The sequence below is a fragment of the Frigidibacter oleivorans genome, assembly GCF_003993775.1.
Lineage (GTDB): Bacteria > Pseudomonadota > Alphaproteobacteria > Rhodobacterales > Rhodobacteraceae > Frigidibacter > Frigidibacter oleivorans.
Map to the genome: position 1 here is coordinate 256,095 of NZ_RJRZ01000001.1, position 21,972 is coordinate 278,066.

21 protein-coding genes and 1 tRNA gene are annotated in these 21,972 nt (G+C 69.3%); 8 read left to right on the forward strand and 14 right to left on the reverse strand.

The genetic code is table 11. From position 1 onward, the window contains the following. Positions 1-6 precede the first annotated feature (6 nt). Complete coding sequence (gene purU / locus EEY80_RS01355; protein WP_126974760.1) at positions 7-888, forward strand: formyltetrahydrofolate deformylase; 882 nt, start codon at positions 7-9, stop codon at positions 886-888. A 70-nt stretch (positions 889-958) separates the two neighbouring features. On the opposite strand, the gene EEY80_RS01360 is transcribed toward purU, so the two are convergent. From EEY80_RS01360 to EEY80_RS01380, 5 genes are read right to left on the reverse strand one after another with little or no spacing between them, the layout of a single operon-like run. After that, positions 959-2,614, reverse strand: coding sequence for a sulfatase-like hydrolase/transferase (locus tag EEY80_RS01360; protein ID WP_407920705.1), 1,656 nt, complete (start codon positions 2,612-2,614; stop codon positions 959-961). A 2-nt stretch (positions 2,615-2,616) separates the two neighbouring features. Further along, positions 2,617-3,339: an ABC transporter permease gene (locus tag EEY80_RS01365; RefSeq protein ID WP_126974761.1), complete on the reverse strand. Its 723-nt coding sequence runs from the start codon at positions 3,337-3,339 to the stop codon at positions 2,617-2,619. Positions 3,340-3,374: 35 nt separating this feature from the next. Continuing rightward, positions 3,375-4,157, reverse strand: coding sequence for an ABC transporter permease (locus EEY80_RS01370; protein WP_126974762.1), 783 nt, complete (start codon positions 4,155-4,157; stop codon positions 3,375-3,377). Next, positions 4,154-4,945, reverse strand: a complete 792-nt coding sequence (locus EEY80_RS01375; protein ID WP_126974763.1) for an ABC transporter ATP-binding protein — start codon at positions 4,943-4,945, stop codon at positions 4,154-4,156. The genes EEY80_RS01370 and EEY80_RS01375 overlap by 4 nt, the downstream gene beginning before the upstream one ends. 55 nt (positions 4,946-5,000) lie before the next feature. Continuing rightward, positions 5,001-5,969: an ABC transporter substrate-binding protein gene (locus EEY80_RS01380; RefSeq protein WP_164738099.1), complete on the reverse strand. Its 969-nt coding sequence runs from the start codon at positions 5,967-5,969 to the stop codon at positions 5,001-5,003. 125 nt (positions 5,970-6,094) lie between these two features. Between EEY80_RS01380 and EEY80_RS01385 the strand changes: the two genes are divergently transcribed. After that, entirely contained in the window at positions 6,095-6,823 is a 729-nt protein-coding gene (locus tag EEY80_RS01385; RefSeq protein ID WP_126974765.1) for an IclR family transcriptional regulator, read from the forward strand. Positions 6,824-6,861: 38 nt separating this feature from the next. On the opposite strand, the gene EEY80_RS01390 is transcribed toward EEY80_RS01385, so the two are convergent. Beyond that, positions 6,862-6,938: transfer RNA gene (locus EEY80_RS01390), tRNA-Arg, on the reverse strand. Positions 6,939-7,022: 84 nt separating this feature from the next. After that, the gene (locus EEY80_RS01395) at positions 7,023-7,511 is read right to left on the reverse strand and encodes a GNAT family N-acetyltransferase (RefSeq protein ID WP_126974766.1); all 489 of its coding nucleotides are present in this window, start codon (positions 7,509-7,511) and stop codon (positions 7,023-7,025) included. A gap of 199 nt (positions 7,512-7,710) precedes the next feature. On the opposite strand from EEY80_RS01395, the gene nadA reads away from it, so the two are divergent. Genes nadA through nadC form a run of 3 tightly spaced genes read left to right on the forward strand, consistent with a single transcriptional unit; the run spans position 7,711 to position 11,191 of the window. Next, positions 7,711-8,763 carry a quinolinate synthase NadA gene (gene nadA, locus EEY80_RS01400; RefSeq protein WP_126974767.1) on the forward strand — a complete coding sequence of 351 codons (1,053 nt, stop codon included), beginning with the start codon at positions 7,711-7,713 and terminating at the stop codon, positions 8,761-8,763. A 5-nt stretch (positions 8,764-8,768) separates the two neighbouring features. Continuing rightward, positions 8,769-10,346, forward strand: coding sequence for an L-aspartate oxidase (locus tag EEY80_RS01405; protein WP_126974768.1), 1,578 nt, complete (start codon positions 8,769-8,771; stop codon positions 10,344-10,346). Beyond that, the gene (gene nadC / locus EEY80_RS01410) at positions 10,343-11,191 is read left to right on the forward strand and encodes a carboxylating nicotinate-nucleotide diphosphorylase (RefSeq protein ID WP_126974769.1); all 849 of its coding nucleotides are present in this window, start codon (positions 10,343-10,345) and stop codon (positions 11,189-11,191) included. The genes EEY80_RS01405 and nadC overlap by 4 nt, the downstream gene beginning before the upstream one ends. A 2-nt stretch (positions 11,192-11,193) precedes the next feature. Here the strand turns inward: nadC and EEY80_RS01415 are convergent, their stop codons facing one another. Together EEY80_RS01415 and EEY80_RS01420 are read right to left on the reverse strand one after the other, a co-directional pair. Further along, positions 11,194-12,210, reverse strand: coding sequence for an LLM class flavin-dependent oxidoreductase (locus EEY80_RS01415; RefSeq protein WP_126974770.1), 1,017 nt, complete (start codon positions 12,208-12,210; stop codon positions 11,194-11,196). A gap of 138 nt (positions 12,211-12,348) precedes the next feature. Further along, positions 12,349-12,660 (reverse strand): ETC complex I subunit, encoded by a 312-nt coding sequence (locus EEY80_RS01420; RefSeq protein ID WP_126974771.1) that lies wholly within the window; start codon positions 12,658-12,660, stop codon positions 12,349-12,351. A 220-nt stretch (positions 12,661-12,880) separates the two neighbouring features. On the opposite strand from EEY80_RS01420, the gene uvrB reads away from it, so the two are divergent. The 3 genes from uvrB (at position 12,881) to EEY80_RS01435 (ending at position 16,349) form a co-directional block, all read left to right on the forward strand. Beyond that, complete coding sequence (uvrB, locus tag EEY80_RS01425; RefSeq protein WP_126974772.1) at positions 12,881-15,067, forward strand: excinuclease ABC subunit UvrB; 2,187 nt, start codon at positions 12,881-12,883, stop codon at positions 15,065-15,067. 89 nt (positions 15,068-15,156) lie between these two features. Then, on the forward strand, positions 15,157-15,936 hold the full coding sequence (locus EEY80_RS01430; RefSeq protein ID WP_126974773.1) for a hypothetical protein: 780 nt from the start codon (positions 15,157-15,159) through the stop codon (positions 15,934-15,936). 47 nt (positions 15,937-15,983) lie between these two features. Then, positions 15,984-16,349, forward strand: coding sequence for a hypothetical protein (locus EEY80_RS01435; protein WP_126974774.1), 366 nt, complete (start codon positions 15,984-15,986; stop codon positions 16,347-16,349). On the opposite strand, the gene parA is transcribed toward EEY80_RS01435, so the two are convergent. The 5 genes from parA to EEY80_RS01455 form a co-directional block, all read right to left on the reverse strand. Beyond that, the gene (gene parA / locus EEY80_RS01440; protein WP_126974775.1) at positions 16,346-16,978 is read right to left on the reverse strand and encodes a ParA family partition ATPase; all 633 of its coding nucleotides are present in this window, start codon (positions 16,976-16,978) and stop codon (positions 16,346-16,348) included. The two genes, EEY80_RS01435 and parA, sit on opposite strands and share 4 nt — an antisense overlap. Before the next feature lie 37 nt (positions 16,979-17,015). Further along, positions 17,016-18,221 carry an OpgC family protein gene (locus tag EEY80_RS01445; RefSeq protein ID WP_126974776.1) on the reverse strand — a complete coding sequence of 402 codons (1,206 nt, stop codon included), beginning with the start codon at positions 18,219-18,221 and terminating at the stop codon, positions 17,016-17,018. Between the two features lie 27 nt (positions 18,222-18,248). Continuing rightward, a complete protein-coding gene (gene mdoH / locus EEY80_RS01450) occupies positions 18,249-20,009 on the reverse strand; it encodes a glucans biosynthesis glucosyltransferase MdoH (RefSeq protein WP_407920709.1) in 1,761 nt (586 codons plus the stop codon). Positions 20,010-20,122: 113 nt separating this feature from the next. Then, positions 20,123-20,296 (reverse strand): hypothetical protein, encoded by a 174-nt coding sequence (locus EEY80_RS19950; protein WP_164738100.1) that lies wholly within the window; start codon positions 20,294-20,296, stop codon positions 20,123-20,125. 2 nt (positions 20,297-20,298) lie between these two features. Further along, positions 20,299-21,930 (reverse strand): glucan biosynthesis protein, encoded by a 1,632-nt coding sequence (locus tag EEY80_RS01455; RefSeq protein WP_126974777.1) that lies wholly within the window; start codon positions 21,928-21,930, stop codon positions 20,299-20,301. Positions 21,931-21,972 lie beyond the last annotated feature (42 nt).

The window sequence follows — 21,972 nt, forward strand, 5'->3', positions numbered from 1 at the left end:
GACACCATGACGTACGTCCTCACCGTCCGCTGCACCTCCCGGCGGGGCATCGTCGCCGCTGTATCCGGCTTCCTGTCCGAGCAGGGCTGCAACATCACCGACGCCGCCCAGTTCGACGATATCGAGACCGGCAGCTTCTTCGCGCGGATCAGCTTCGTCCCGGAAACGGGCGTCGATCTCGACACCCTGAAGGAGGGCTTTGCGCCCGTCGCCGAACCCTTCGGGATGGAATGGGGGATCCACGATCCCGCGGACCGCATGAAGGTCCTGATCATGGTCTCGAACTTCGGCCATTGCCTGAACGACCTGCTGTATCGCTGGCGGATCGGCGCGCTGCCCATCGAGATCGTGGGCGTCATCTCGAACCACATGACCTACCAGAAGCTGGTGGTGAACCACGACCTGCCGTTCCACCACATCAAGGTCACCCCCCAGAACAAGCCCGTGGCCGAGGCGCAGCTGTTGCAGGTGGTCGAGGATTCCGGTGCCGAACTGATCGTGCTGGCCCGTTACATGCAGATCCTGTCCGACAGCCTCTGCCAGAGGATGTCGGGCCGGATCATCAACATCCACCACAGCTTCCTGCCCAGCTTCAAGGGCGCCAACCCCTACAAGCAGGCCTTCGAGCGGGGGGTGAAGCTGATCGGGGCGACATCGCACTACGTTACCGCCGACCTCGACGAGGGGCCGATCATCGAACAGGACATCACGCGCGTCACCCATGCGCAAAGCGCGTCCGACTACGTCTCGCTCGGCCGCGACGTCGAGGCCCAGGTCCTGGCACGCGCGGTTCACGCGCATGCTCAGCACCGGGTCTTCCTCAACAAGAACAAGACCGTCGTCTTCCCCGCCAGCCCGGGGGCCTATGCGTCGGAGCGCATGGGGTAACTACAGGGGGCTTCGCGACAGGGCATGGATGGCCGGGGCCATCCTGCCCGCAGCCTCCCCACCCGGAAGGTCATCCGCCCGGCGACGACAGGAATGCCTCGCGCGCCTGGCACTCGTTCTTGAGGTCTTGCTCGTCCCAATAGCCGATCAGCACCCCCCCTTCGAGGTTGAGGTCGTAGGCCAGCGCCCTTGCGTCCGATCTGGTGATGGCCTCGTCCGACACCGTGGTCTGGGTCCGGGTGGTCCGCGACCATTTCGCCAGCACTTCGTACAGGCGTTCGCGGTCCGCCTGATGCGCAGGGTCGGCGCCAAGGTCGTTGAACTCGTCGGGGTCGGTCGCAAGATCGTAGAGCATCGGCGCAAAGCCGTCGGCATGCAGGTATTTGTAGCGGCCGTCGAAGACCATGTAGAGCCGCGCCTCGGGCACGGGCACCTCGAGCTTCACCCGTGCCAGATCGAAGGAGTAGTCATATTCGCTGATGACGTGGCGGCGCCCGGTGTCCGGCCGGTCTCCGTGCAACACGGGCAGAAGCGAGCGACCCTCGAGGATATGGGAGGCAGGCTTGCCGCCCAGGGCCTCGATGAAGGTCGGGGCGAGGTCGATTGCCTCGACCAGCGCGTCGCATGTGGTGCCGCGCGTGCCGTCCGCAGCGGGCGAAGGGTCCGCGATGATCAGCGGTACGCGGACGGATGCATCGTGGAACAGGTATTTCTCGCCCAGCCAGTGGTCGCCGAGATAGTCGCCATGATCGGACGTGAAGACGACCATCGTATCCCGGTCCAGCCTTTCGCGTTTCATGAAGTCGAACAGCAGACCCAGCTGGTCGTCGATCTGCTTGATCAGCCCCATATAGGCCGGGATCACCCGTTCCCGCGCGCCGGGGCGGTTGAAGACCTGCGAGTAACGCTCGGCCTGGAAGGCGGCGAGGATCGGGTGAGGGTCCCGCCGCTCTTCCTCCGTCCGCCGGGCCGGCAGGACGTGGTCGAGGCCATAGGCCGCATGGTAGGGCGCAGGGACGATATAGGGCCAGTGCGGCTTGATATACGACAGGTGCAGGCACCACGGACGACCGTCCATCTTGGCCTCGGCCATGAACTGCATGGCGCGGCGGGTCATGTAGGGTGTTTCGGAATGCTCCTCGGGCACGCGCGCCGGCTTGTCGGCATGGGACCAGAGCCATCCGTTCTGCAGGCTGCCGTCCGGTGCCTCGCCGGAATTGGCCCAGTGCTCCCACGGGTTCGGCCCATCGAACCCGTGGTCGCGCAGGTAGGTGTCATAGGCCGGGTCCGGGGAATAGGGACCGTCGGGATGCAGCCCGTCGTCCCGCTCGTAGGGCTCGAAGCCGCATTCCGACACGCGCACGCCGATGATCGAGTCCGGGTCGATGCCAAGCCGGTCCATTCCCTCGCCGTCGGCCACCATATGCGTCTTGCCGACCAGCACGGTGCGCGCGCCAAGGGGACGAAGATGATCGCCCAGCGTCATCTCGCCGACCTTCAGCGGCACCCCGTTCTGGGTGCTGCCGTGGCTGCGCATGTAGCGGCCGGTATAGGTGCACATTCGCGACGGGCCGCAGATCGTCGACTGCACATAGGCCTGCGTGAAGCGTACGCCCCGCGCGGCCAGCGCGTCGATATGGGGCGTATGCAGGTGCGGGTGGCCGTAGCACGACAGGTAGTCTGCGCGAAGCTGGTCGCACATGATGAACAGGATGTTGCGAGCCAAGGTCAGTCTCCGGTCTTGTCGCGGTAGTGCCAGAACAGCCAGCGGCGTTCGAGCCGGGCCATCCCGGCATTCACGATGAGTCCCGCCAGCGAGATGAAGGCGATCCCGGCGAGGCCCGCATCCACCCGGAACGTTTCCTGGCTGCGCTGCAGGTAGGTGCCGATGCCGTTGGTCGACAGGAGCATCTCCGAGGTCACCGAGACGAGCAGGCTGGACGCAATGGCCAGTCGCGCCCCGGTGACGATCATCGGCAGGGACGAGGGCCAGTCGATCAGTCGCATCGTCTCGATCCGCGACAGGTTCAGCGAGCGGGCGACGCGGCTGAGCATGGGGTGGATGGAGAGCGAGGCTTCGTAGCTGTTCATCACCAGGGGCACGGCGGCGGCATAGGTGATGATCACGATCTTGGCCCAGTCGCCGGTGCCCGCGAACAGCATCACCAGCGGAATGATCGCGGGCGGCGGCAGGGTGGCGAGCATGTCCATCAGCGGCGACAGGATGACGCCCAGGATGCGGACCCGGCCCAGGAAGATGCCCAGCGGGATCATCGTGACGCAGGCCAGCGCAAACCCTGCGGCGGCGCGCAGAAGCGTGATGCCCAGCTCCGACAGGATCACCGGCGCGTTCGACCAGATCGCCACCCCCACCTTCACGGGGCCGGGGAACAGGGGCGTTGACTGGGTCAGGGCCAGCACCTGCCAGAGCACGAGGAGGCCGAGTGGCACGGAAAGGCCCCAAAGGGCAATGCGGCGGTCGCGGGTCACTCCGGGCGCTCCATCATCCGCATATGCCAGCCGGTGAGCGCCCGGCGCAGAAGCGCCACAAGTCCGTTGAGCAGGACACCGCTGCAGGCCACGAGGAACATCAGCGCGAACACGTCGGAAGAGCGCATGGCGTAGACTTTCTTGTAGATCATGAAGCCGATACCATCGCGGCCGGCCAGCATCTCGGACACGATGACGGCGATCAGGGAGATGGTGGCGGCATAGCGGATGCCGGTGAAGATCTCCGGCAAGGCCGCGGGCAGGCGCACCTGCCACAGGATCTGGCTGCGGCTGAGGCCGAACATCCGCCCCGTATTGACCTGCACCGGACTGACAGCCTGCAGCGCGGTAACGCCGTTCAGGTAGGGTGGCCACACGGTGACAAGGATGATGACGAAGGCGTAAAGCTTCGTTCCCAGTCCCAGCATGAAGACCGCCATCGGCACGAAGGCCGCAGGCGGGATCGGCTGCAGGATGTCCGAGACATACCGGATCCCGCGCGACAGGACCGGCGACAGGTCGGACAGGATGGCCAGCGCAATCCCCAGCGAGGCCGCCGCGATCAGGCCGATCAGCGCCCGCAGGAAGGTGGTGACCCAGGCCGTGATCACGGTGCCGTCCGACAGCATCCGCCAGAAGGCGCCCACGATTTCGGGCATCGAGGGAAAGAACTTCTCCGGCACCACGCCGGCCAGATGCACCGCTTGCCAGATTCCGAAGACCAGCAGCAGGCACAACGGCACACGGAACCGTTCGGCAAACTGAAGCGCCGCGTTCATGCCGCAACCGTCCGCTGTCGCATGCTGCGGATCAGCGCCAGAACCTCGTGCCGGGCGTGGAGGAAGGCCGGATGTTCGCGCGTGGCCAGCTGGTCGCGCGGTTTCGGAAGATCAACCTCGATCTCGCGCACGACATGGGTCGGACGCGGGCCGAGGACCAGGACCCGGTCGGCCATGTAGACGGCTTCCTCGACATCATGGGTGACCAGCAGGCAGGTCTGGTTGAACCTGGCCGCAAGGTCGAGAAGCAGGTCCTGCATGTCGGCGCGGGTCTGGGCGTCCACGGCGGCCAGCGGTTCGTCCAGAAGCAGAAGCTCGGACTGCGCGGCGATGCCGCGGGCAATTGCAACGCGCTGCTGCATCCCGCCGGAGACCTGCCAGGGGTAGTGGCCGTCGAACCCGGTCAGGCCCACGGCTGACAGGATCTCCATCGCCCGGTCACGCTTTGCGGCCTTGTCCATGCCGGTCACCCGGCGCATCCCGAACAGGATGTTGTCGAGGTTCGTCTTCCAGGGAAGCAGGCTGCGGGAATAGTCCTGGAACACCACCGACAGGCCGATGGGCGGATCGGTGACGCGCTGGCCCTTGAAGCGCACCTCCCCCTCGCTCGGGGCAAGAAGGCCGGCCAGGCACATCAGCAGCGTGGTCTTGCCGCAGCCGGAGGGACCGACCAGCGAGACGAACTCGCCGGGTTCGACCGACAGGGTCAGACCTTTGATGATCGGCAGGCGATTGGAACCGGTGCCGTAGGCTTTGCCAACAGCATCCGCCGTCAGGATCGACGTCATGTGGAGCCCTCGCAGGATGGAAGGGAGGCCCGCCGCGCGGGCCCGCCGCCCGGGATCAATATTCGACCTCGGCCACGAATTCGGCCCCGTTCAGCGGGCCGGTGGTCATGCCGGTCTTGATCATCGCATCCAGAATGCGCTGCACATCATCGGCGGTCATAGTCATGCTGTCGTTCACGATGGGCAGGTTGAACGATTTCGCCGCCTCCGGCGTCAGCTCCATGTATTTGACAGCCGTCGCCTCCAGCGTGGCCCGATCGGCCAGAAGCTCTTTCCGCGCCCTGTCCATCACCTGCGCCAGCTTGACGGCCGTCTCGCCGTTGGCCGCGAGCCAGCCGTCGCTCGCAAAGAAGGCGTCGCTCATCAGGGGCTGCGACAGGTCGACCAGCGTGCCCGTGGCCAGCATGACGGCGCCGAGCTCCGCGTTTGAGGTCATCGAGGCGTAGAACGGATTGACGGTGCAGGTGGCGTCGATGTTCCCCTGCTGCAGCGCCGCTTCCTGTTCGGGGAAGGGCAGGACAACCGGCTGGACATCGTCGATCGACAGGCCTGCCGCGGTCAGGTGATCGCGCCACATCAGCTCGCACAGGCCGCCGTTGGCGTTGAAGCCGATCTTCTTGCCCTCGGTTCCCGCCATGTCGGTGATACCCGAGGCCCGGGAGGCGACGATCCAGACATAGGTCTTGTCCGGCGCAACCTCCTGTCCAAGCTGCAGGAACATCTTCACCGGCACACCGTTCAGCCGGCCGTTGATCGGCGGTATCGGCGCGGCATAGCCCACGTCGGCCTCGCCCGAAACCACGGCCGCAACGGTGGCCGGGCCGCTCTGCACCGCGATCAGGTCGGCGGCCAGCCCGGCTTCGGTGAAGTAACCTTCATCCTGGGCATAAAGCGCCGGAAGCATCGAATCCGCCAAGATGTAGGCGATCCGGACCGGCGTCTCCTGGGCCGAGGCGCCGAAGGCGCTGCCGAGGACGGCTGCCGCCGTCAGGCCGCCCAGCACACGGCGCGTGAAACTTGACATTTGCATCTCCCTGTTTCTTGTGGTTCATTGAGTGAACCAGTGGTTCATAAATGATGCGCGAGATGGAGCTTTGGGTCAACACCGTCACCACCTGATCGCCACGCGATGGAAACGGGCGTGAAAACATGGCATTAGTGCTTCAGCGCGCCATCGCGCTCCTGCGAATCTTTTCGGCGGAGACCCCCGAAATCGGTCTCAGCGAAGGGAGCCGTCTGGCCGGCGAAAGCAAGGCCACGGTCTATCGCCTGCTGACGACGCTGTGTGAGTCGGGGCTGGTCGAATGGGTTCCGGCGCGCAAGACCTATCGGCTCGGGCCCGCCGTGCTCGAGCTGGCACGCGTCCGCGAGGCGACCGTGCCGCTGGTGTCGGTGGTGGAGCCGGTGCTGGAAGAGATGCAGGAGCAGACGGGCGAGACCTGCCATTTCAGCCGGTTCAACGGCAGTGCCATGGCGGTCGTTGCCTCGGTCGAAAGCCGCAGGGTCAACCGGATCACCATGGTGGGGGTCGACGCCCTGCCCCTGTGCACCACCGCGGCCGGCCAGGTGTTCCTCGCCTTCGCCGACCCTCGCATCGTGGCCGACGCCCTTGCCAGAACCGGCATTGCCGGACGCGATCTTGAGCTGGCCCGGCAAAGGGCAGGTCAGGTCCGGGACCAGGGATATGCCACCGTGGACCATTTCGAGGACGAGCAGATCTTCGGGCTCGCCTGTCCGGTCCTGGGCCGGAACGGCAGGTTTCTCGGGGCCCTGGCCGTGACCGCTCCACCCAGCCGCAACACCGAGCAGCACTTCCGGGCGATCCTGGGAAGCCTTCATGAGGGCTGCGCGACCCTGACGACATGCCTGCCCGACTAGGCATCGGTGCGCGGGCCCGCCTTGACTTGCGGACGGCATGGCGACCCCGGGAGGAATCGAACCCCCAACCCCAGACTTAGAAGGTCCGTGCTCTATCCAGTTGAGCTACGGGGCCATGTCCGCCCTTCTGCGGCATCGGGCGCGGCGGATCAAGGGGCGGCGGGGATCACGGGGCGTAGGGATCACGCGACTGGGAGGATCACGGGGCGGCGGACAGGTCCAGCGTCATGAACAGGCTGTTCGGGTCGGGGCCATAGCCGGTGAAGGGCGGGCAGTCGGCGAAGCCCGCGGCCCGGTACAGCCCCTGCGCCGCGGCGAAGCTGGGCTGGCTGCCGGTCTCCAGGCTGACCCGCGTCAGGCCCGCGACCCTCGCCTCGGCCAGCAGGTGCTGCAGCAGGCGCCGGGCCAGACCCTGCCCCCGCAACTCGGCCAGCACATGCATCGACTTGATCTCGGCATGCCCCGGCTCGATCCGCTTCAGCGCGCCCATGCCCACCGGCCGCCCCTCTTGCCGCATCACGAAGAAATCGATCTCCGGCGCGGCGAGCTGGCCCGCATCCATCATGTGGATGCTTTCGGGCGGCGTGTCGGCATGCATCGCGGCACTGTGCCGCTGCATCAGCCCGGCCAGATCCGGGCCGAGCGGGCTTTCGCGTCCGATCGTCACCCTGCCCTCCGTCGCGGCCATCCTGCATCCCTCCGTTTGATCGCATGGTGATGGTCCGGCGCCGCCGCACCGTCAATCCCGTCCGGGGTCCCGCGGCGGGCCCGCCCCCGGATTTCGCACCATCCGGTCAAAAAACGGCAAGGCTGTCACAGGCTTGTCATGCTTGCCCCGCCCCCCCGCTTTCGCTATGCGATCCGGGTCCGGAGCAGAGGAGGCCCCCATGCTCGACCTGTCGCCGATCCGTGCCGAACTGGCCGCGCAGTACGACCTGTCCCCTTCGCTCGCGGCGGCAGAGGCCACGCGCCACATCCATGCCCGGATGGCGCGGGTGATGCCCTTCCCCGACTGGGCGGTCTATGCGCCCTATGTGATCGCCATCGAGCGGCTGAAGCGGGAGCGGAATGCCGTGGTGCTGGCGCATAACTACATGACGCCCGAGATCTATCACGGCATCGCCGATGTGGTGGGCGACAGCCTGCAACTGGCGATCCGCGCCACCGAGGTCGAGGCCGAGGTGATCGTGCAATGCGGCGTGCATTTCATGGCCGAGACGTCGAAGATCCTGAACCCCGCCAAGACGGTGCTGATGCCCGACTTGGAGGCGGGCTGCAGCCTTGCCGAATCGATCACGCCCGCCGGGATCGCCGAGATGCGCGCCCGCTTCCCCGGCGCGCCGGTGGTCAGCTATGTCAACACAACGGCGGCGGTGAAGGCGGCCTCCGACATCTGCTGCACCTCCTCCAACGCGCTGCAGATCGTCGAGGCGATGGACAGCGACACCGTGATCATGACCCCCGACCAGTATCTGGCGAAGAACGTCGCCGCGCAGTCCACGAAGCGTGTGGTCTGGTGGGAGGGCAGCTGCATCGTCCACGAACGCTATACGCCCGAGGATCTGCGCGACTATCGCCGCCATGAACCGGGCGTGGCGATCATCGCCCATCCCGAATGCCCGCCCGAGGTGGTGGCCGAGGCGGACTATACCGGCTCAACCAGCGGCATCATCGACTGGGTCACACGGCACCGGCCGGCCAAGGCGATGCTGGTCACCGAATGCTCGATGGCCGCCAATATCGCCGACGCCCTGCCCGAGGTGGATTTCGTCCGCCCCTGCAATGCCTGCCCCTACATGAAGAAGATCACGCTGGAAAAGGTGCTGTGGTCGCTGCACAGCATGACCGGCCAGGTCGAGGTGGACCCGGCCGTGGCCGTCCCCGCCCGCCGCGCGGTGCAGCGGATGATCGACCTGTCGCGGCAACTCGCAGGGGGCTGAGCGAGGTGCAGGAGGTCGAGACCGGCCGCATCGTCATCCTGGGCGCGGGCCTCGCCGCACTGTCGGCGGCGCTGACGCTGGCGCCGCGCCCGGTGCTGGTGATCTCGCCCGAACCGCTGGGGGAAGGCGCATCATCGGCCTGGGCGCAGGGCGGCGTGGCGGCGGCGATGGGCCGGGGCGACAGTCCCGCCGCCCATGCGGCCGATACCGTGGCGGCCGGCGCGGGCACCGTCGATGCCGCCGTCGCCGCTTTCGTCGCCGCCGAGGCGCCCGCCCATATCCTGCGGCTGGCCGAGGCGGGCACGGCCTTCGACCGCGATGCCGGGGGGCAGTTCCTGCTGTCGCGCGAGGCCGCCCATTCCGCCGCCCGCATCGTGCGCGTGCAGGGCGACCAGGCAGGGCGCGAGATCATGCGCAGCCTGATCGCCCGCATCCGTGCCACGCCGTCGGTCCAGGTGCTGGACCGCGCCATGGCCGAGGCGCTGGAAGTCGAGGACGGCCGCGTCACCGGGCTGCGGCTGACCCATGCCGGCGGCGGCCCGGCGCTGCGGCTGCGGGCGCCGGCGGTTCTGCTGGCGGCCGGGGGGGCCGCGGCGCTCTACGCCGTCACCACCAATCCGCCGCGCATCCGGGGGCAGGCGCTCGGCCTCGCCGCGCTGGCGGGGGCGGTGGTGGCGGATGCCGAATTCGTGCAGTTCCACCCGACCGCCATCGCCACCGGCGCCGATCCGGCCCCGCTCGCCACCGAGGCGCTGCGCGGCGAAGGCGCGCGGCTCGTGGACCGCGAGGGGCGGCGGTTCATGGCCGGGCTGCACCCGGCGATGGAACTGGCCCCGCGCGATGTGGTGGCCCGCGCCGTCTATGCCGCCGCGCAGGCGGGGCTGGCCCCGGCACTCGACTGCCGCTTCATTCCCGACCTCGCCCGGCAGTTCCCCGCCGTCCATGCCGCCTGCCGCGCCGCCGGGATCGACCCGGACCGCGAGCCGATCCCGGTGGCCGCCGCCGCGCATTACCACATGGGCGGCGTGGCGGTGGATGGCCGGGCGCGCAGTTCGCTGCCCGGGCTGTGGGTCGCGGGCGAGGCCGCCTGCACCGGGCTGCACGGAGCGAACCGGCTGGCCTCGAACGGGCTGCTGGAGGCGCTGGTCTTCGCCCGCCGGGCGGCCGCGGATATCGCCGCGACGATCCCGGCCGAAGATGGTGCCGAGGTCGCGGTAGCCCTGACGCCCGGCCCCGGCCTGCCCGCCCCCGCCGTGGCCGAGCTGCGCCGCGCGATGACCGAGGGCGCGGGCGTGGTCCGCGATGCCTCGGGCCTGCGCCGGACGCTGGCGCGGATCGCGGCGCTCGAGGCGCAGCACGGCCAGCCCGCCTTCCAGGCGATGACCGCCGCCGCGACGCTGATCGCCGCCGCGGCGCTGCGGCGCGAGGAATCGCGCGGGGCGCATATGCGCAGCGACTTTCCCGAGCCGCGCGCCGATCTGGCCCGGTCGAGCCGGATCACTTGGGCCGAGGCGCGGGCGATCCGCGATGGCCGCCCCGTTCCCGACCCGGAACGCGCCCCCGAACCGGAGCCCGCCGCATGACCGCCCTGACCCTGCCCGACCTGCTGATCGAACCCGTCATCCGCGCCGCGCTGGCCGAGGATCTGGGTCCCTGGGGCGATGTGACCAGCCGCGCCTGCATCCCGCCCGGCCGGCGGATCGAGGCGGGGCTGAACGCCCGCCGGGCCGGCCATGTTTCGGGCCTGCAGGTGGCGACGCTGGCCTTCCGGCTGGTGGACCCGGCGCTGCGGATCGAGCCGCTGGCGCAGGACGGCGACGCGGTCGAACCGGGCCAGCCGCTGATGCGGATCGCGGGCGAGGCACTGTCGGTGCTGTCGGGGGAACGGGTGGCGCTGAACTTCGCGGGGCGGCTGTCGGGCATCGCCACCCTTACCGCCGCCTTCGCCGCGCGCACCGCCGGGACCCGCGCCCGCGTCACCTGCACCCGCAAGACGACGCCGGGGCTGCGCATCCTCGAAAAGGCGGCGGTGGTGCATGGCGGCGGGTCGAGCCACCGCTTCGGCCTGTCGGACGCGATCCTGATCAAGGACAACCACATCGCCGCCGCCGGCGGGGTCGCCGCGGCGCTGACCGCCGCCGCCCGCGCCCGGTCGCACATGATGCGGATCGAGATCGAGGTGGACCGGCTGGACCAGCTCGACGAGGTGCTGGCGACCGGCGGGGCCGATGTCGTGCTGCTGGACAACATGACCACCGCCGATCTGGCGACCGCCGTCGCCCGCGTGGACGGACGGCTCGTCACCGAAGCCTCGGGCACCATGAGCCTCGACCGGATCGCCGAGGTGGCGGCGACCGGCGTCGACTTCATCTCGGTCGGGGCGCTGACGCACTCGGCGCCGGTGCTGGACCTCGGGCTCGACCTCTGAGCTCAGCGCCAGCCCATCGCGGGCGCGACATGGGTCAGGATGCTTTCGATGACATGGGCGTTGTAGTCGACGCCCAGCATGTTCGGCACCGTCAGCAGCAGCGTGTCCGCCTCGGCGATGGCCTCGTCGCGCTTCAGCTCCTCGACCAGCCGGTCGGGCTCGTCGGCATAGCCGCGCCCGAAGATCGCCCGCGTGCGGTCGATCACGCCCACCTGATCGGTTTCCTTGCCGCGGCCGAAATACATCCGGTCCCGGTCGTCCATCAGCGCAAAGATCGACCGGCTGACCGATACCCGCGGCGTCCGCTTGTGCCCGGCCTCGGCCCAGGCGTCGCGATAGGCGCGGATCTGCTTGGCCTGCTGGATGTGGAAGGGCTCGCCCGTCTCGTCATCCTTCAGGGTCGAGCTTTGCAGGTTCATCCCCAGCGTCGCCGCCCAGACGGCGGTGGCGTTGGACCCGGCGCCCCACCAGATGCGGTCGCGCAGGCCCGGCGATTGCGGTTCCAGCCGCAACAGGCCCGGCGGGTTCGGGAACATCGGCCGCGGGTTCGGCTGGGCAAAGCCGCGCCCCTCGATCTGGTCGAGGAACACTTCCGTGTGCCGCCGCGCCATGTCGGCCGCGCTTTCCCCCTCGTCGGGGCGATAGCCGAAATGCCGCCAGCCGTCGATCACCTGTTCCGGCGAGCCGCGGCTGATGCCGAGCTGCAGCCGACCGTCGGAAATCAGGTCGGCGGCGCCCGCATCCTCGACCATGTAGAGCGGGTTTTCATAGCGCATGTCGATGACGCCGGTGCCGATCTCGATGCGCGAGGTGCGCGCGCCGACCGCCGCCAGCAGCGGGAAGGGCGAGGCAAGCTGCCGGGCGAAATGGTGGACGCGGAAATAGGCGCCGTCGAGCCCCAGTTCCTCGGCCGCCACGGCAAGCTCGATCGACTGCAGCAGGACGTCCGAGGCGCTGCGCACCTGCGAGTCGCGTTCGGGCGACCAATGCCCGAAGGACAGGAAACCGAGTGTCTTCATCTGCCGCTCCTGTAGCTGTGACGGGCGCGATGCCCGTTCCTTGCCCAGGAATTTGGCCGCCGCCGTCCCGGCCCGCAACCCGCGTCCGCGCGCCGCATCTGTGCGCGGCGGGCCTTTAACCGGGGCGGAGGCGCCGCGTCAGTGCGTCCAGACGGTGCGGCGGTCGGTGGCGAAATTTTCGCCATAGCCGCGGGGGCGGACATTCGCCTTGCGCTTGTGCGGTTCCAGCACGTCGAATTCCAGCCCCTTTTCGCGCGCATAATCCTCGGCCGCCTCGCGGGTCTCGAATTTCAGCCGGACCTGGGCCTGGGTATCGTCGGAACTGGTCCAGCCCATCAGCGGGTCGATCTCGCGGCCCGAGGCGGGGGCGAATTCCAGATACCAGGTCTTGGTCTTGGCGGTGCCCGACTGCATGGCGGTCCGGGCGGGCTGATAGATGCGCGCGCGCATGGCTGACCCTCTGTTGCGACGGCCCGGTTATCGGGAAATTCCGCCGGCCGCGCAAGGGGCTGACGTGGGGCATGCCGCGCGCAACGGAGCCGGCGCAGGATGGCGCAGGCCGCCCTTTCCCCCGGACCGGGAACAAACTAGGATCATCCCGCCGCTGCCGCCGCTCCCCTTGATCCGCCGCGCCTCGCGCCGACATCAGGGCCAGCCAGAAGGGTCGCCCATGCCGCACAACAACGCCAACCTGCCGATGCACCGCCCCGAGGTGCTGACCCGCCCCAAGCTGGAAGGCGGCCGGCGTTTCGTGATGAGGACCGCCTTCCAGCCGGCGGGCGACCAGCCGCGCGCCATCGCCGAACTGGCGGGCGGGGTGCGGGCGGGCGAGCGGGACCAGGTGCTGCTGGGGGCCACGGGCACCGGCAAGACCTTCACCATGGCGAAGATCATCGAGGAAACGCAGCGCCCGGCGATCATCCTCGCCCCCAACAAGACGCTGGCGGCGCAGCTGTATGGCGAGTTCAAGGGCTTCTTCCCCGACAACGCCGTGGAGTATTTCGTCAGCTATTACGACTACTACCAGCCCGAAGCCTATGTGCCGCGGTCGGACACCTATATCGAGAAGGAAAGCCAGATCAACGAACAGATCGACCGGATGCGCCACTCGGCCACCCGGGCACTGCTGGAACGCGACGACGTGATCATCGTCGCCTCGGTCAGCTGCATTTACGGCATCGGCTCGGTCGAGACCTATTCGGCGATGACGCAGGACCTGCAGGTGGGCGGGCTCTATGACCAGCGCCGCTTCATCCAGGAACTGGTGGCGCAGCAGTACAAGCGGCTGGACGCGGCCTTCGTGCGCGGCAGCTTCCGCGTGCGGGGCGATTCCGTCGAACTGTGGCCCGCGCACCTCGAGGACCGGGCCTGGCGGTTCAGCTTTTTCGGCGAGGAACTGGAGGCGATCACCGAATTCGACCCGCTGACCGGCCAGAAGACCGACAGCTACAAGCAGATCCGCATCTATGCCAACAGCCACTATGTCACGCCGCGCCCGACGCTGCAGCAGGCGACCAAGGGCATCCGGCTGGAACTGGCGCAGCGGCTGAAGCAGCTGACCGAGGAGGGCAAGCTGCTGGAGGCGCAGCGGCTGGAACAGCGCACGAATTTCGACCTCGAGATGCTGGAGGCGACAGGCGTCTGCAACGGGATCGAGAACTATTCCCGCTATCTGACCGGCCGCGCCCCCGGCGAGCCGCCCCCCACCCTGTTCGAGTTCATCCCCGACACCGCCATCGTCTTCGCCGATGAAAGCCATGTCACCGTGCCGCAGATCGGCGGGATGTACCGGGGCGACTATCGGCGCAAGTTCACGCTGGCGGAACACGGGTTCCGCCTGCCCTCCTGCATGGACAACCGCCCGCTGAAATTCGAGGAGTGGGACGCGATGCGCCCGCAATCCGTCTTCGTCAGCGCCACCCCCGCGGCGTGGGAGATGGAACAGACCGGCGGCACCTTCGCCGAACAGGTGATCCGCCCCACCGGCCTGCTGGACCCGATGGTGGAAATCCGCCCCGTCTCGATGCAGGTGGACGACCTCCTGGACGAAATCCGCAAGGTGGCGGCGGCGGGCTTCCGCACGCTGGTCACCGTGCTGACCAAGCGCATGGCCGAGGATCTGACCGAATACCTGCACGAACAGGGCATCCGCGTCCGCTATATGCACAGCGACATCGACACGATCGAACGGATCGAGATCCTGCGCGACCTGCGGCTCGGCGCCTTCGACGTTCTGGTGGGGATCAACCTGCTGCGCGAGGGGCTCGACATCCCGGAATGCGGGCTGGTGGCGATCCTCGATGCCGACAAGGAAGGGTTCCTGCGGTCGGAAACCTCGCTGATCCAGACCATCGGCCGGGCGGCGCGGAATGCGGAAGGGCGGGTGATCATGTATGCCGACCGGATCACCGGCAGCATGGAACGCGCCATGCGCGAGACGGACCGCCGCCGCGCCAAGCAGATGGCCTATAACGAGGCGCATGGCATCACCCCGCAGACGGTGAAGAAGAACGTCGAGGATGTGCTGGCCGGGCTGTGGCAGGGCGATACCGACCAGTCGCGCGTCACCGCGAAGGTCGAGAAACCGATGGTCGGCGCCAATCTGTCGGCCCATCTCGACGCGCTGCGGTCGCAGATGCGCAAGGCGGCCGAGAACCTCGAATTCGAGGAGGCGGCCCGCCTGCGCGACGAGGTGAAGCGGCTGGAGGCGGTGGAACTGGCCGTGGCCGACGATCCGCTGGCCCGCCAGTCGGCGGTCGAGGAGGCGGCGGAGGCGGCGGTCAAGACCTCGGGCCGGTCCACCGCCGGGCGCCCGGGACAGCGCGGCGGCGTCAAGCGCAAGGGCCGGCGCGGCTGAGCCCGCCCCGCCGCTGTTAACCGCGGGTTAACCCTGCCCGCCGAGCCTCGCCCGGTGCCCGCTCATGCGGGCGATGACGGGGCGATGGCATGGCACGAACCGGGGCACGGGACTTGGCACGGGCGCTGTGCCTTGCCGCCGCCCTCTGCGCCCTGCCGGGGATCGGCCAGGCCGGCCCCTGGGCGCGCGACAAGGGCGGGGCGTTCCTGTCCCTCTCGCAAGAGGGCGGCGGCGCGGGAACAGGCTGGACCTCGGTCTATGCCGAATACGGGCTGACGCCGCGGCTGACGCTGGGCCTCGATGCCGGGCGCGGCAGCAGCGGCGACGACCAGCTGCACCTGTTCCTGCAACAGGCGATCCTGACCGGGCCGGGTCCGAACCGGCTGTCGCTGACGATGGGGGCGGGGCTGGAACGCCGCGTCGACCCCGCCAGCCCCGACATCGCCTTCGGCAGCCTCGGCCTGGCCTGGGGCCGGTCGCTGGGCACGCCGCTCGGCCCCGGCTGGGTCGCGGTCGAGCCGCAGCTGCGCCTCGGGGTCGAGGTCACCAAGGACTGGCCGCCGACGGTGCTGCTGACGCCCGATCTGAAGATGACCACGGCGCTGACCGGGCGACTGGACCTGACGCTGGGCCTGCATGTGACGGCGCGGACGATGCTGATCGGCCAGCTTCGGCTCGACCGGGGGTTCGAGACGGGCCAGGGGGCCGCGGCGGGCACCACCACGCCGGTCGCGGGCAGCGGCGGCAGCGTCTCGGCCACGGCGGTGCGGCGCATCGCCGGGCCGGCGCATCTGAGCCTCGGTCTGGCCGCTCCGCTGGGCGAGGGTGGCGAAACCGCGCTGAGGCTCGGCTCCTGGCTGCAGTTCTGAGGAAACCGCCCCCCGGCCCGCGCCGTTGTCCCGGCAGGAGGACCGCCATGACCAGACACCCCGCCCCCTTCGCCGCCCTGCTGCTCGCTGCCGCGCTGGCCGCGCCCCTGCCCGCCCGCGCCTCCAGCGAGGCCGCGTGGGAGACGTTCCGGCAAGAGGTCGTCGCCGCCTGCGAGGCGCTCCTGACCGGACCCGGCCCGCACCGGATCGACGTCAACCCCTTCGGCTCGGCCAGTTACGGGCTGGCGCTGGTCCATGTGCAGACGGGGTCCGGCGACAGTGCGACAACCGAAACGCAGGGTTGCATCTATGACAAGCGGACCAAGGTCGCGGAACTGACCGGGCCCTTCGCCCCGGCCGCCGATGACACCGCCGCCGCGGACGGCACGGCAGGCGCGGCGCCGGCGAACTAGCCGAGGATGCGGTCGATCTCGTCCGCGAGAGTTTCGACCTCGGCCGCGGCGGGGCCCTTGCGGGCGGCTTCGGTCACCCCCAGCCCCTCGCCCAGCGTCTCGGCATAGACGATGCGGTTCGCCAGCCGCGCGCCGGCCAGCTCCGCCTCCAGCTCGGCGGCCGCGCGGGCCACGTCCTCGCCCAGCCTCGTCCCGGCCTTGGTGCGGTTCAGGACCACCGTCGCGCGCTTGCCCACCCGCCGGGCAAGGTCCAGCACGCCCTCCGTCGCCCACAGGTCCACATGGCTCGACGCCACCGGGATCAGGATCAGGTCGGCCTCGCGCAGCGCGGGGCGCAGGTCGCTGTCGACCTTGGGCGGCGTGTCGATGATGACGTAATCCGCCTCGCGCTTCAGCTTCTCGCATTCATAGCCCACGCCCCAGGCCGAGGAGGTGGTGAAGTCCAGCCCCGCCTGCCCCAGCCGCTCGCGCCGGGTCATGAACCAGCGGCCGAGGCTGCCCTGCGGATCGGTGTCGAGCAGCGCGACCCGCGCGCCGCGCGCCGCGAACACCACGGCCAGGTTGGCGGCCAGCGTCGTCTTGCCCGACCCGCCCTTCTGCTGCGCCACCGCGATGACCTTGCCGCCCATCCGCCTGCCCCCCGTTCCACCATGCTGCGACAGCAGCCTAGCGAGTGGGCGGCGGGCTTGCACCATCCAATTCGGCGGCGGGGCGCGCAACCGGGGCCAGCCGGCGCTGCGCGGCGGCGCGGTCCCGCACCATCGCCACCGCAAGCTGCATCCCCAGCCCAGCCACCAGCAGCGCCGCGTCGAGCGGCACCCCGCCCCAGGGCGCCGCGAACTTCACCGCCTGCGCCGCGAAGGCCAGCACCGTGCCAAGGGCGAAGACCGTCAGCCCGTGCTGCCCCAGCAGCCGCAGCCAGCCGGCGCGGCGATGGTCGCACAGCCGCCGCACCGCCCCCAGCGAGGCCAGCGCATAGGCCAGCGCCAGCACGTGCAGCAGCCGGGGGCCGGACAGATAGGTCTTGTCGTAGTCGAACAGGAAGGCCGGCCCCGGCCCGTCGCGCAGGGCGAACATCCCCCGGTTCAGCACCTCGCCCAGCCCGTCGGCCTGCGTCCAGATCAGGATGGCCGCCAGCACCGCCAGCGCCGCGGCCAGCCAGCCGGGCCGGGCTGGAAACAGCCGCCGCTTCTGCCGGATCGCGGCGCCGCAGCAGAGCCCGATCACGAACAGCAGCTGCCAGGACAGCGGGTTGAAGAACCAGATGGATGGCGTGGGATAGGTCGGCGGCGCGATCCGCAGGCTGCCTGCCAGCAGCCAGACCAGCGCCGACCCCGCGATCAGCCGGTATGGCCAGCGCATCGCCAGCGGCAGCAGCGCGGGCGTGACCAGCAGCAGCACCGCGTAAAGCGGCAGGATGTTCATGTAGCCCAGCTGGTGCATCAGCGTGGCAAGCCCGATGAACCCGCCCACCGGATCGGCGAGGATCGGTGCGACGTTGTTGATCTCGACCATCTCGGGCGCATTCAGGAACCGCGCCGCCAGCCCCGACAGGCCCAGCGCGATCACCGTCACGGTCATATGGGCCAGGATCAGCGTCCAGGCCCGGCCCCAGACGCGGGTGACCGCCGGCCAGAACGGCGGCGCGCGGAAGCCGGGCGCATAGGCGATGCCCGCCGCCAGACCCGACATCAGCACGAAGCCTTCGGCCGCGTCGGAAAACCCGAAGTTGCGGCTGGTCCAGTGTTCGAACACCGTCCCCGGCACATGGTTGATGAAGATCATCACCAGCGCGAGGCCGCGCAACGCGTCGAGCCGCGTGTCCCGGCGGCGGGGGGCGGTGCCCGGCGCGACCGGGGGCAGGTCAGGCATCTGCCGGCATGCCTCGCGTCACCCGTCTCAGGCGAAGGCCGGCGCGGGGGCGCCGGTGTCGGCGGGTCCGGGCGCAGGGGTGCCCGCGGGCTGCGACCAGCCCTGCAGCACATGCCGCCATGCGAGGATCACCGGGCTCGGCGCCAGTTCCGTGGGCACCGTGAACAGCCGCGCCGGATCGGGGTCGCGGGGGCGGCCCTGCGACGACCAGGCGATGATCTGCGGGGCGAACAGCATCGGCAGACCCACCGGCAGCAGCCAGGCCACCAGCACCGGCGTCAGCCACCAGACGAACAGCAGGCCCGCCGCCCCGGTCAGCGCGATCCAGCGGCTGTTGGCCCAGGCCTCGGCGCTGCCCAGGGTGCCGTCGCCCCGGTTGTTGGTGGGCCAGCCACTGTCCAGCCCGAACAGGACCTGCGCCACCGACCGGGTCTGGTACAGCAGCATCACCGGCGCGATCAGGCTGGAGAATAGCAGTTCCACCAGCGTCGAGCGCAGCGCGGTGCCGCCGCCGCCGAAGCCGCGCGCCCGGCCCTTCCAGACGGCATGGCCGACGATCAGGAGCTTGGGCAGCAGCAGCAGGCCGAAGATGCCGATGGCCAGTTCCACCGCCTTTGCCGTGTCATTGTGCGGGAAGATCGGGAACAGCTGCTGATAGGGGTCGGGGAAATAGTCGGGCGTCGGCGCCAGCGCGATCGCCGCGATCGAGGCCGAGATGAAGCCCAGCCAGAACAGCGGCGCGATATAGGCGAGGATGCCCTGCAGGAAGACGAAGCGGCTCCACATCTTCAGGCCCGGGGCCATCAGCAGGCGGCTGTGCTGCAGGTTGCCCTGGCACCAGCGGCGGTCGCGCTTGGCATAGTCGACGATGTTCTCGGGTCCTTCCTCGAAACTGCCTTCGAGGTCGGTATCGACCCGCACGGTCCAACCGGCCCGGGCCAGCAGCGCCGCCTCGACATAGTCGTGGCTCAGGATATGGCCGCCGAAAGGCGGGTTCCCCGACAGCACCGGCAGACCGCAGCTTTGCGCGAAGGCGCCGACGCGGACCATCGCGTTGTGCCCCCAGAACGGCCCGGTGCGGCCCTGCATCGCGGCAAGGCCGCGTGCGAAGACCGGCGAGTAGAAATTGGCGGAAAACTGCAGCGCGCGACCGAAGCGGGACCGCGCGCCGATGATCTTCGGCAGGGTCTGCAACAGGCCCAGCTTCGGGTCCGCCTCCATCCGGCGCACCATCTCGACGATGGTGGCGCCTTCCATCAGGCTGTCGGCGTCGAGGATCAGGGCGAAGTCATATGCCGCGCCGGACCGTTCGATGAAATCTTCGATATTGCCGGCCTTCTTGCCGATATTGGCGGCGCGGCGGCGATAGAAGATCCGGTTTTCCGCCTGACGGTCGGCCACCAGCCGCAGATACCAGCGCCGCTCCTCGGCGGCGATGTCGTCCTTGCGGGTGTCGGACAGGATGGCGAAGTGGAACAGGTGCTGCCAGCCGGTCTGCGCCAGCGAGGCATCCATCGCGGCGATGCGGGCAAAAACGGCGACCGGGTCCTCGTTATAGACCGGCACCAAGATTGCGGTGCGGCCGTGGATCGGCGCCTCGCCGGCGGCGTCGGAGCGCGGGTTGCTCCAGGCCAGAAGACCCAGCATGCCGCCGCACGCGCCCCAGGCCAGCCAGAAGGTGGACAGCAGGATCAGCAGGCTGCGCGCCCAGTCCATCGCCTGCAGCCCGTCGCCGGATCCGTATTGCAGGAACAGCGCCCCGGCGGACAGGGCGATGCCGATCGACACGACCAGCGCGGCGCAGCGGGCCAGCCATGTCCACGACGGGCCCTCCTCCGGCCTGCCGGACAGGCCATCGGGGCGGTCCGTCCCGGCGCCCGGCACCGGCGTCTCGGACAAGGTCAGTTCCCGAGGCCGCGGGTGCGGACGCCCGCACCCACCAGCGCCAGAAGCCGCGTTCTCAGCCCCTCGGGGCGTTCCAGCAGCTGCTTGGGCATCCCCAGCGGCGCCACGGGAAGTGCGCCGCGCGTCACGCCGACGTCATCGGCCTCCAACGGCTGCGTCTCGGCATCCATGTTCATTCCTGCACCCATTGATACAGCCAGTTCTCTGTCAGCTTGCGGTCATACCCGGCGATATGGGCGACCAGTTCAGTCACGCTGCCGGGTCGGCCACGCACGTCGACGACGAGCCGCCAGATGTCGGTCCCGTCGATCTTGGACAGGGCCGTCACCAGCGCCTCACCTCCGCCGATATTCAGCACGGGGGCGATATCGGCATCGGGCGGCAAGGTGCCCAGCACCCCGCCTTCGAAGTCCACAACGAACTTCCGCACACCCGGTTCCGCCTCGCCGCCCGATACACCCCCCTGCCCTGCGCGGGTTTCCGCAACCCAGGCGAGTTCGCCGTTCACCTCGGGCGCGAGCGCCCCCCAGTGCAGGCGATAGCGGTATTCGCGCGACTCCCCCGCGGGGATCGGCGCGGCGGGCGTCCAGAAGGCGACGATATTGTCGTTGACCTCCAGGTCCGAGGGGATCTCGACCAGGCGCACCGACCCGTCGCCCCAGTCGCCTACAGGCTCCACCGACAGCGAGGGGCGCTGTTCATACCGCGCCTCGGCATCCTGATAGTGGTCGAAGCGGCGGTCGCGCTGATAGAGGCCGAAGCTGCGGAACCCCTGTTCGGCGAAGACCGAGGAGGACAGGCGCGGCGGGTTGTTCAGCTGCCGCCACAGGATCTCGCCATCCCGCCGCACGATGCGCAGCCCGTCGCTGTCATGCACCTTGGGGCGGTAGTCGTCGAAATCGTCGCGGTTGTTCGAGGCATAGAGGAACATCGAGGTCAGCGGCGCCACGCCAAGCTGCGCCACCTCGGCCCGGAAGAACAGCCGCGCGGTGACGTCCATCACCGTATCGGCGCCCGGCTGGATGTCGAAGCGGTAGGCGCCGGTGACGCTGGGGCTTTCCAGCGCCGCATGGACGACGACGCGGCGCGACCCGTCGCCGGGCCGTTCGATATAGAAGGCGGTGAAGCGCGGAAACTCCTCGCCCCCCGGCAGGCCGGTATTGATGGCGAGCCCGCGCGCCGACAGGCCATAGACATTGCCGCGGCCGAGCGCGCGGAAATAGCTGGCGCCGACGAAGGACACCACCTCGTCCAGCCGGTCGGCCCGGTTCAGCGGGTAAAGCAGCTTGTAACCCGCGACACCCGGCATGTCGAAATGCGGCGGGACGCGTTCCGCCAGTTCGGGCCGGTATTCGAAATCGTCGGTCGAAAACACCATTTCGCGCGCGGTGCCGTCCACCACCTCGTAGACCTGCACCGGCTCCTTGAACAGCCAGCCCATGTGGAAGGCCTGCATCCGGAACAGCCGCCCGGGTTCGTTCCAGCGGGCGCGGTCGTTGCGGAAGGTGATCTTGCGATAGTCGTCATAGCCCAGTTCCGCGAGGAAACCCTCCAGCGGCGCGGGGGGCTGCGGCTCGGCCAGCGCCTTCTGGCGCATCGTCTCGGTCAGCATGTCGAAGGAGAAGGCCGGCGGCGGCGGCGGTGCCGGGGGCGCCGCGGGCTCTGCCGGGGCGGGGGCCGGCACGGGGGCCGCCTCCTGCGCGCGGAGCGCCGGCGCGGTCAGCAGCGCCGTCTGCGCCGCCGCGGCCGCCAGCATCTGGCGTCGGCTGAGGTGAAACGGAAGCAGGCCGGGTATCGTCTTCATTCTTCCTGACATGTCCTGTGCCATCCACGCGCAGCCGGCTTC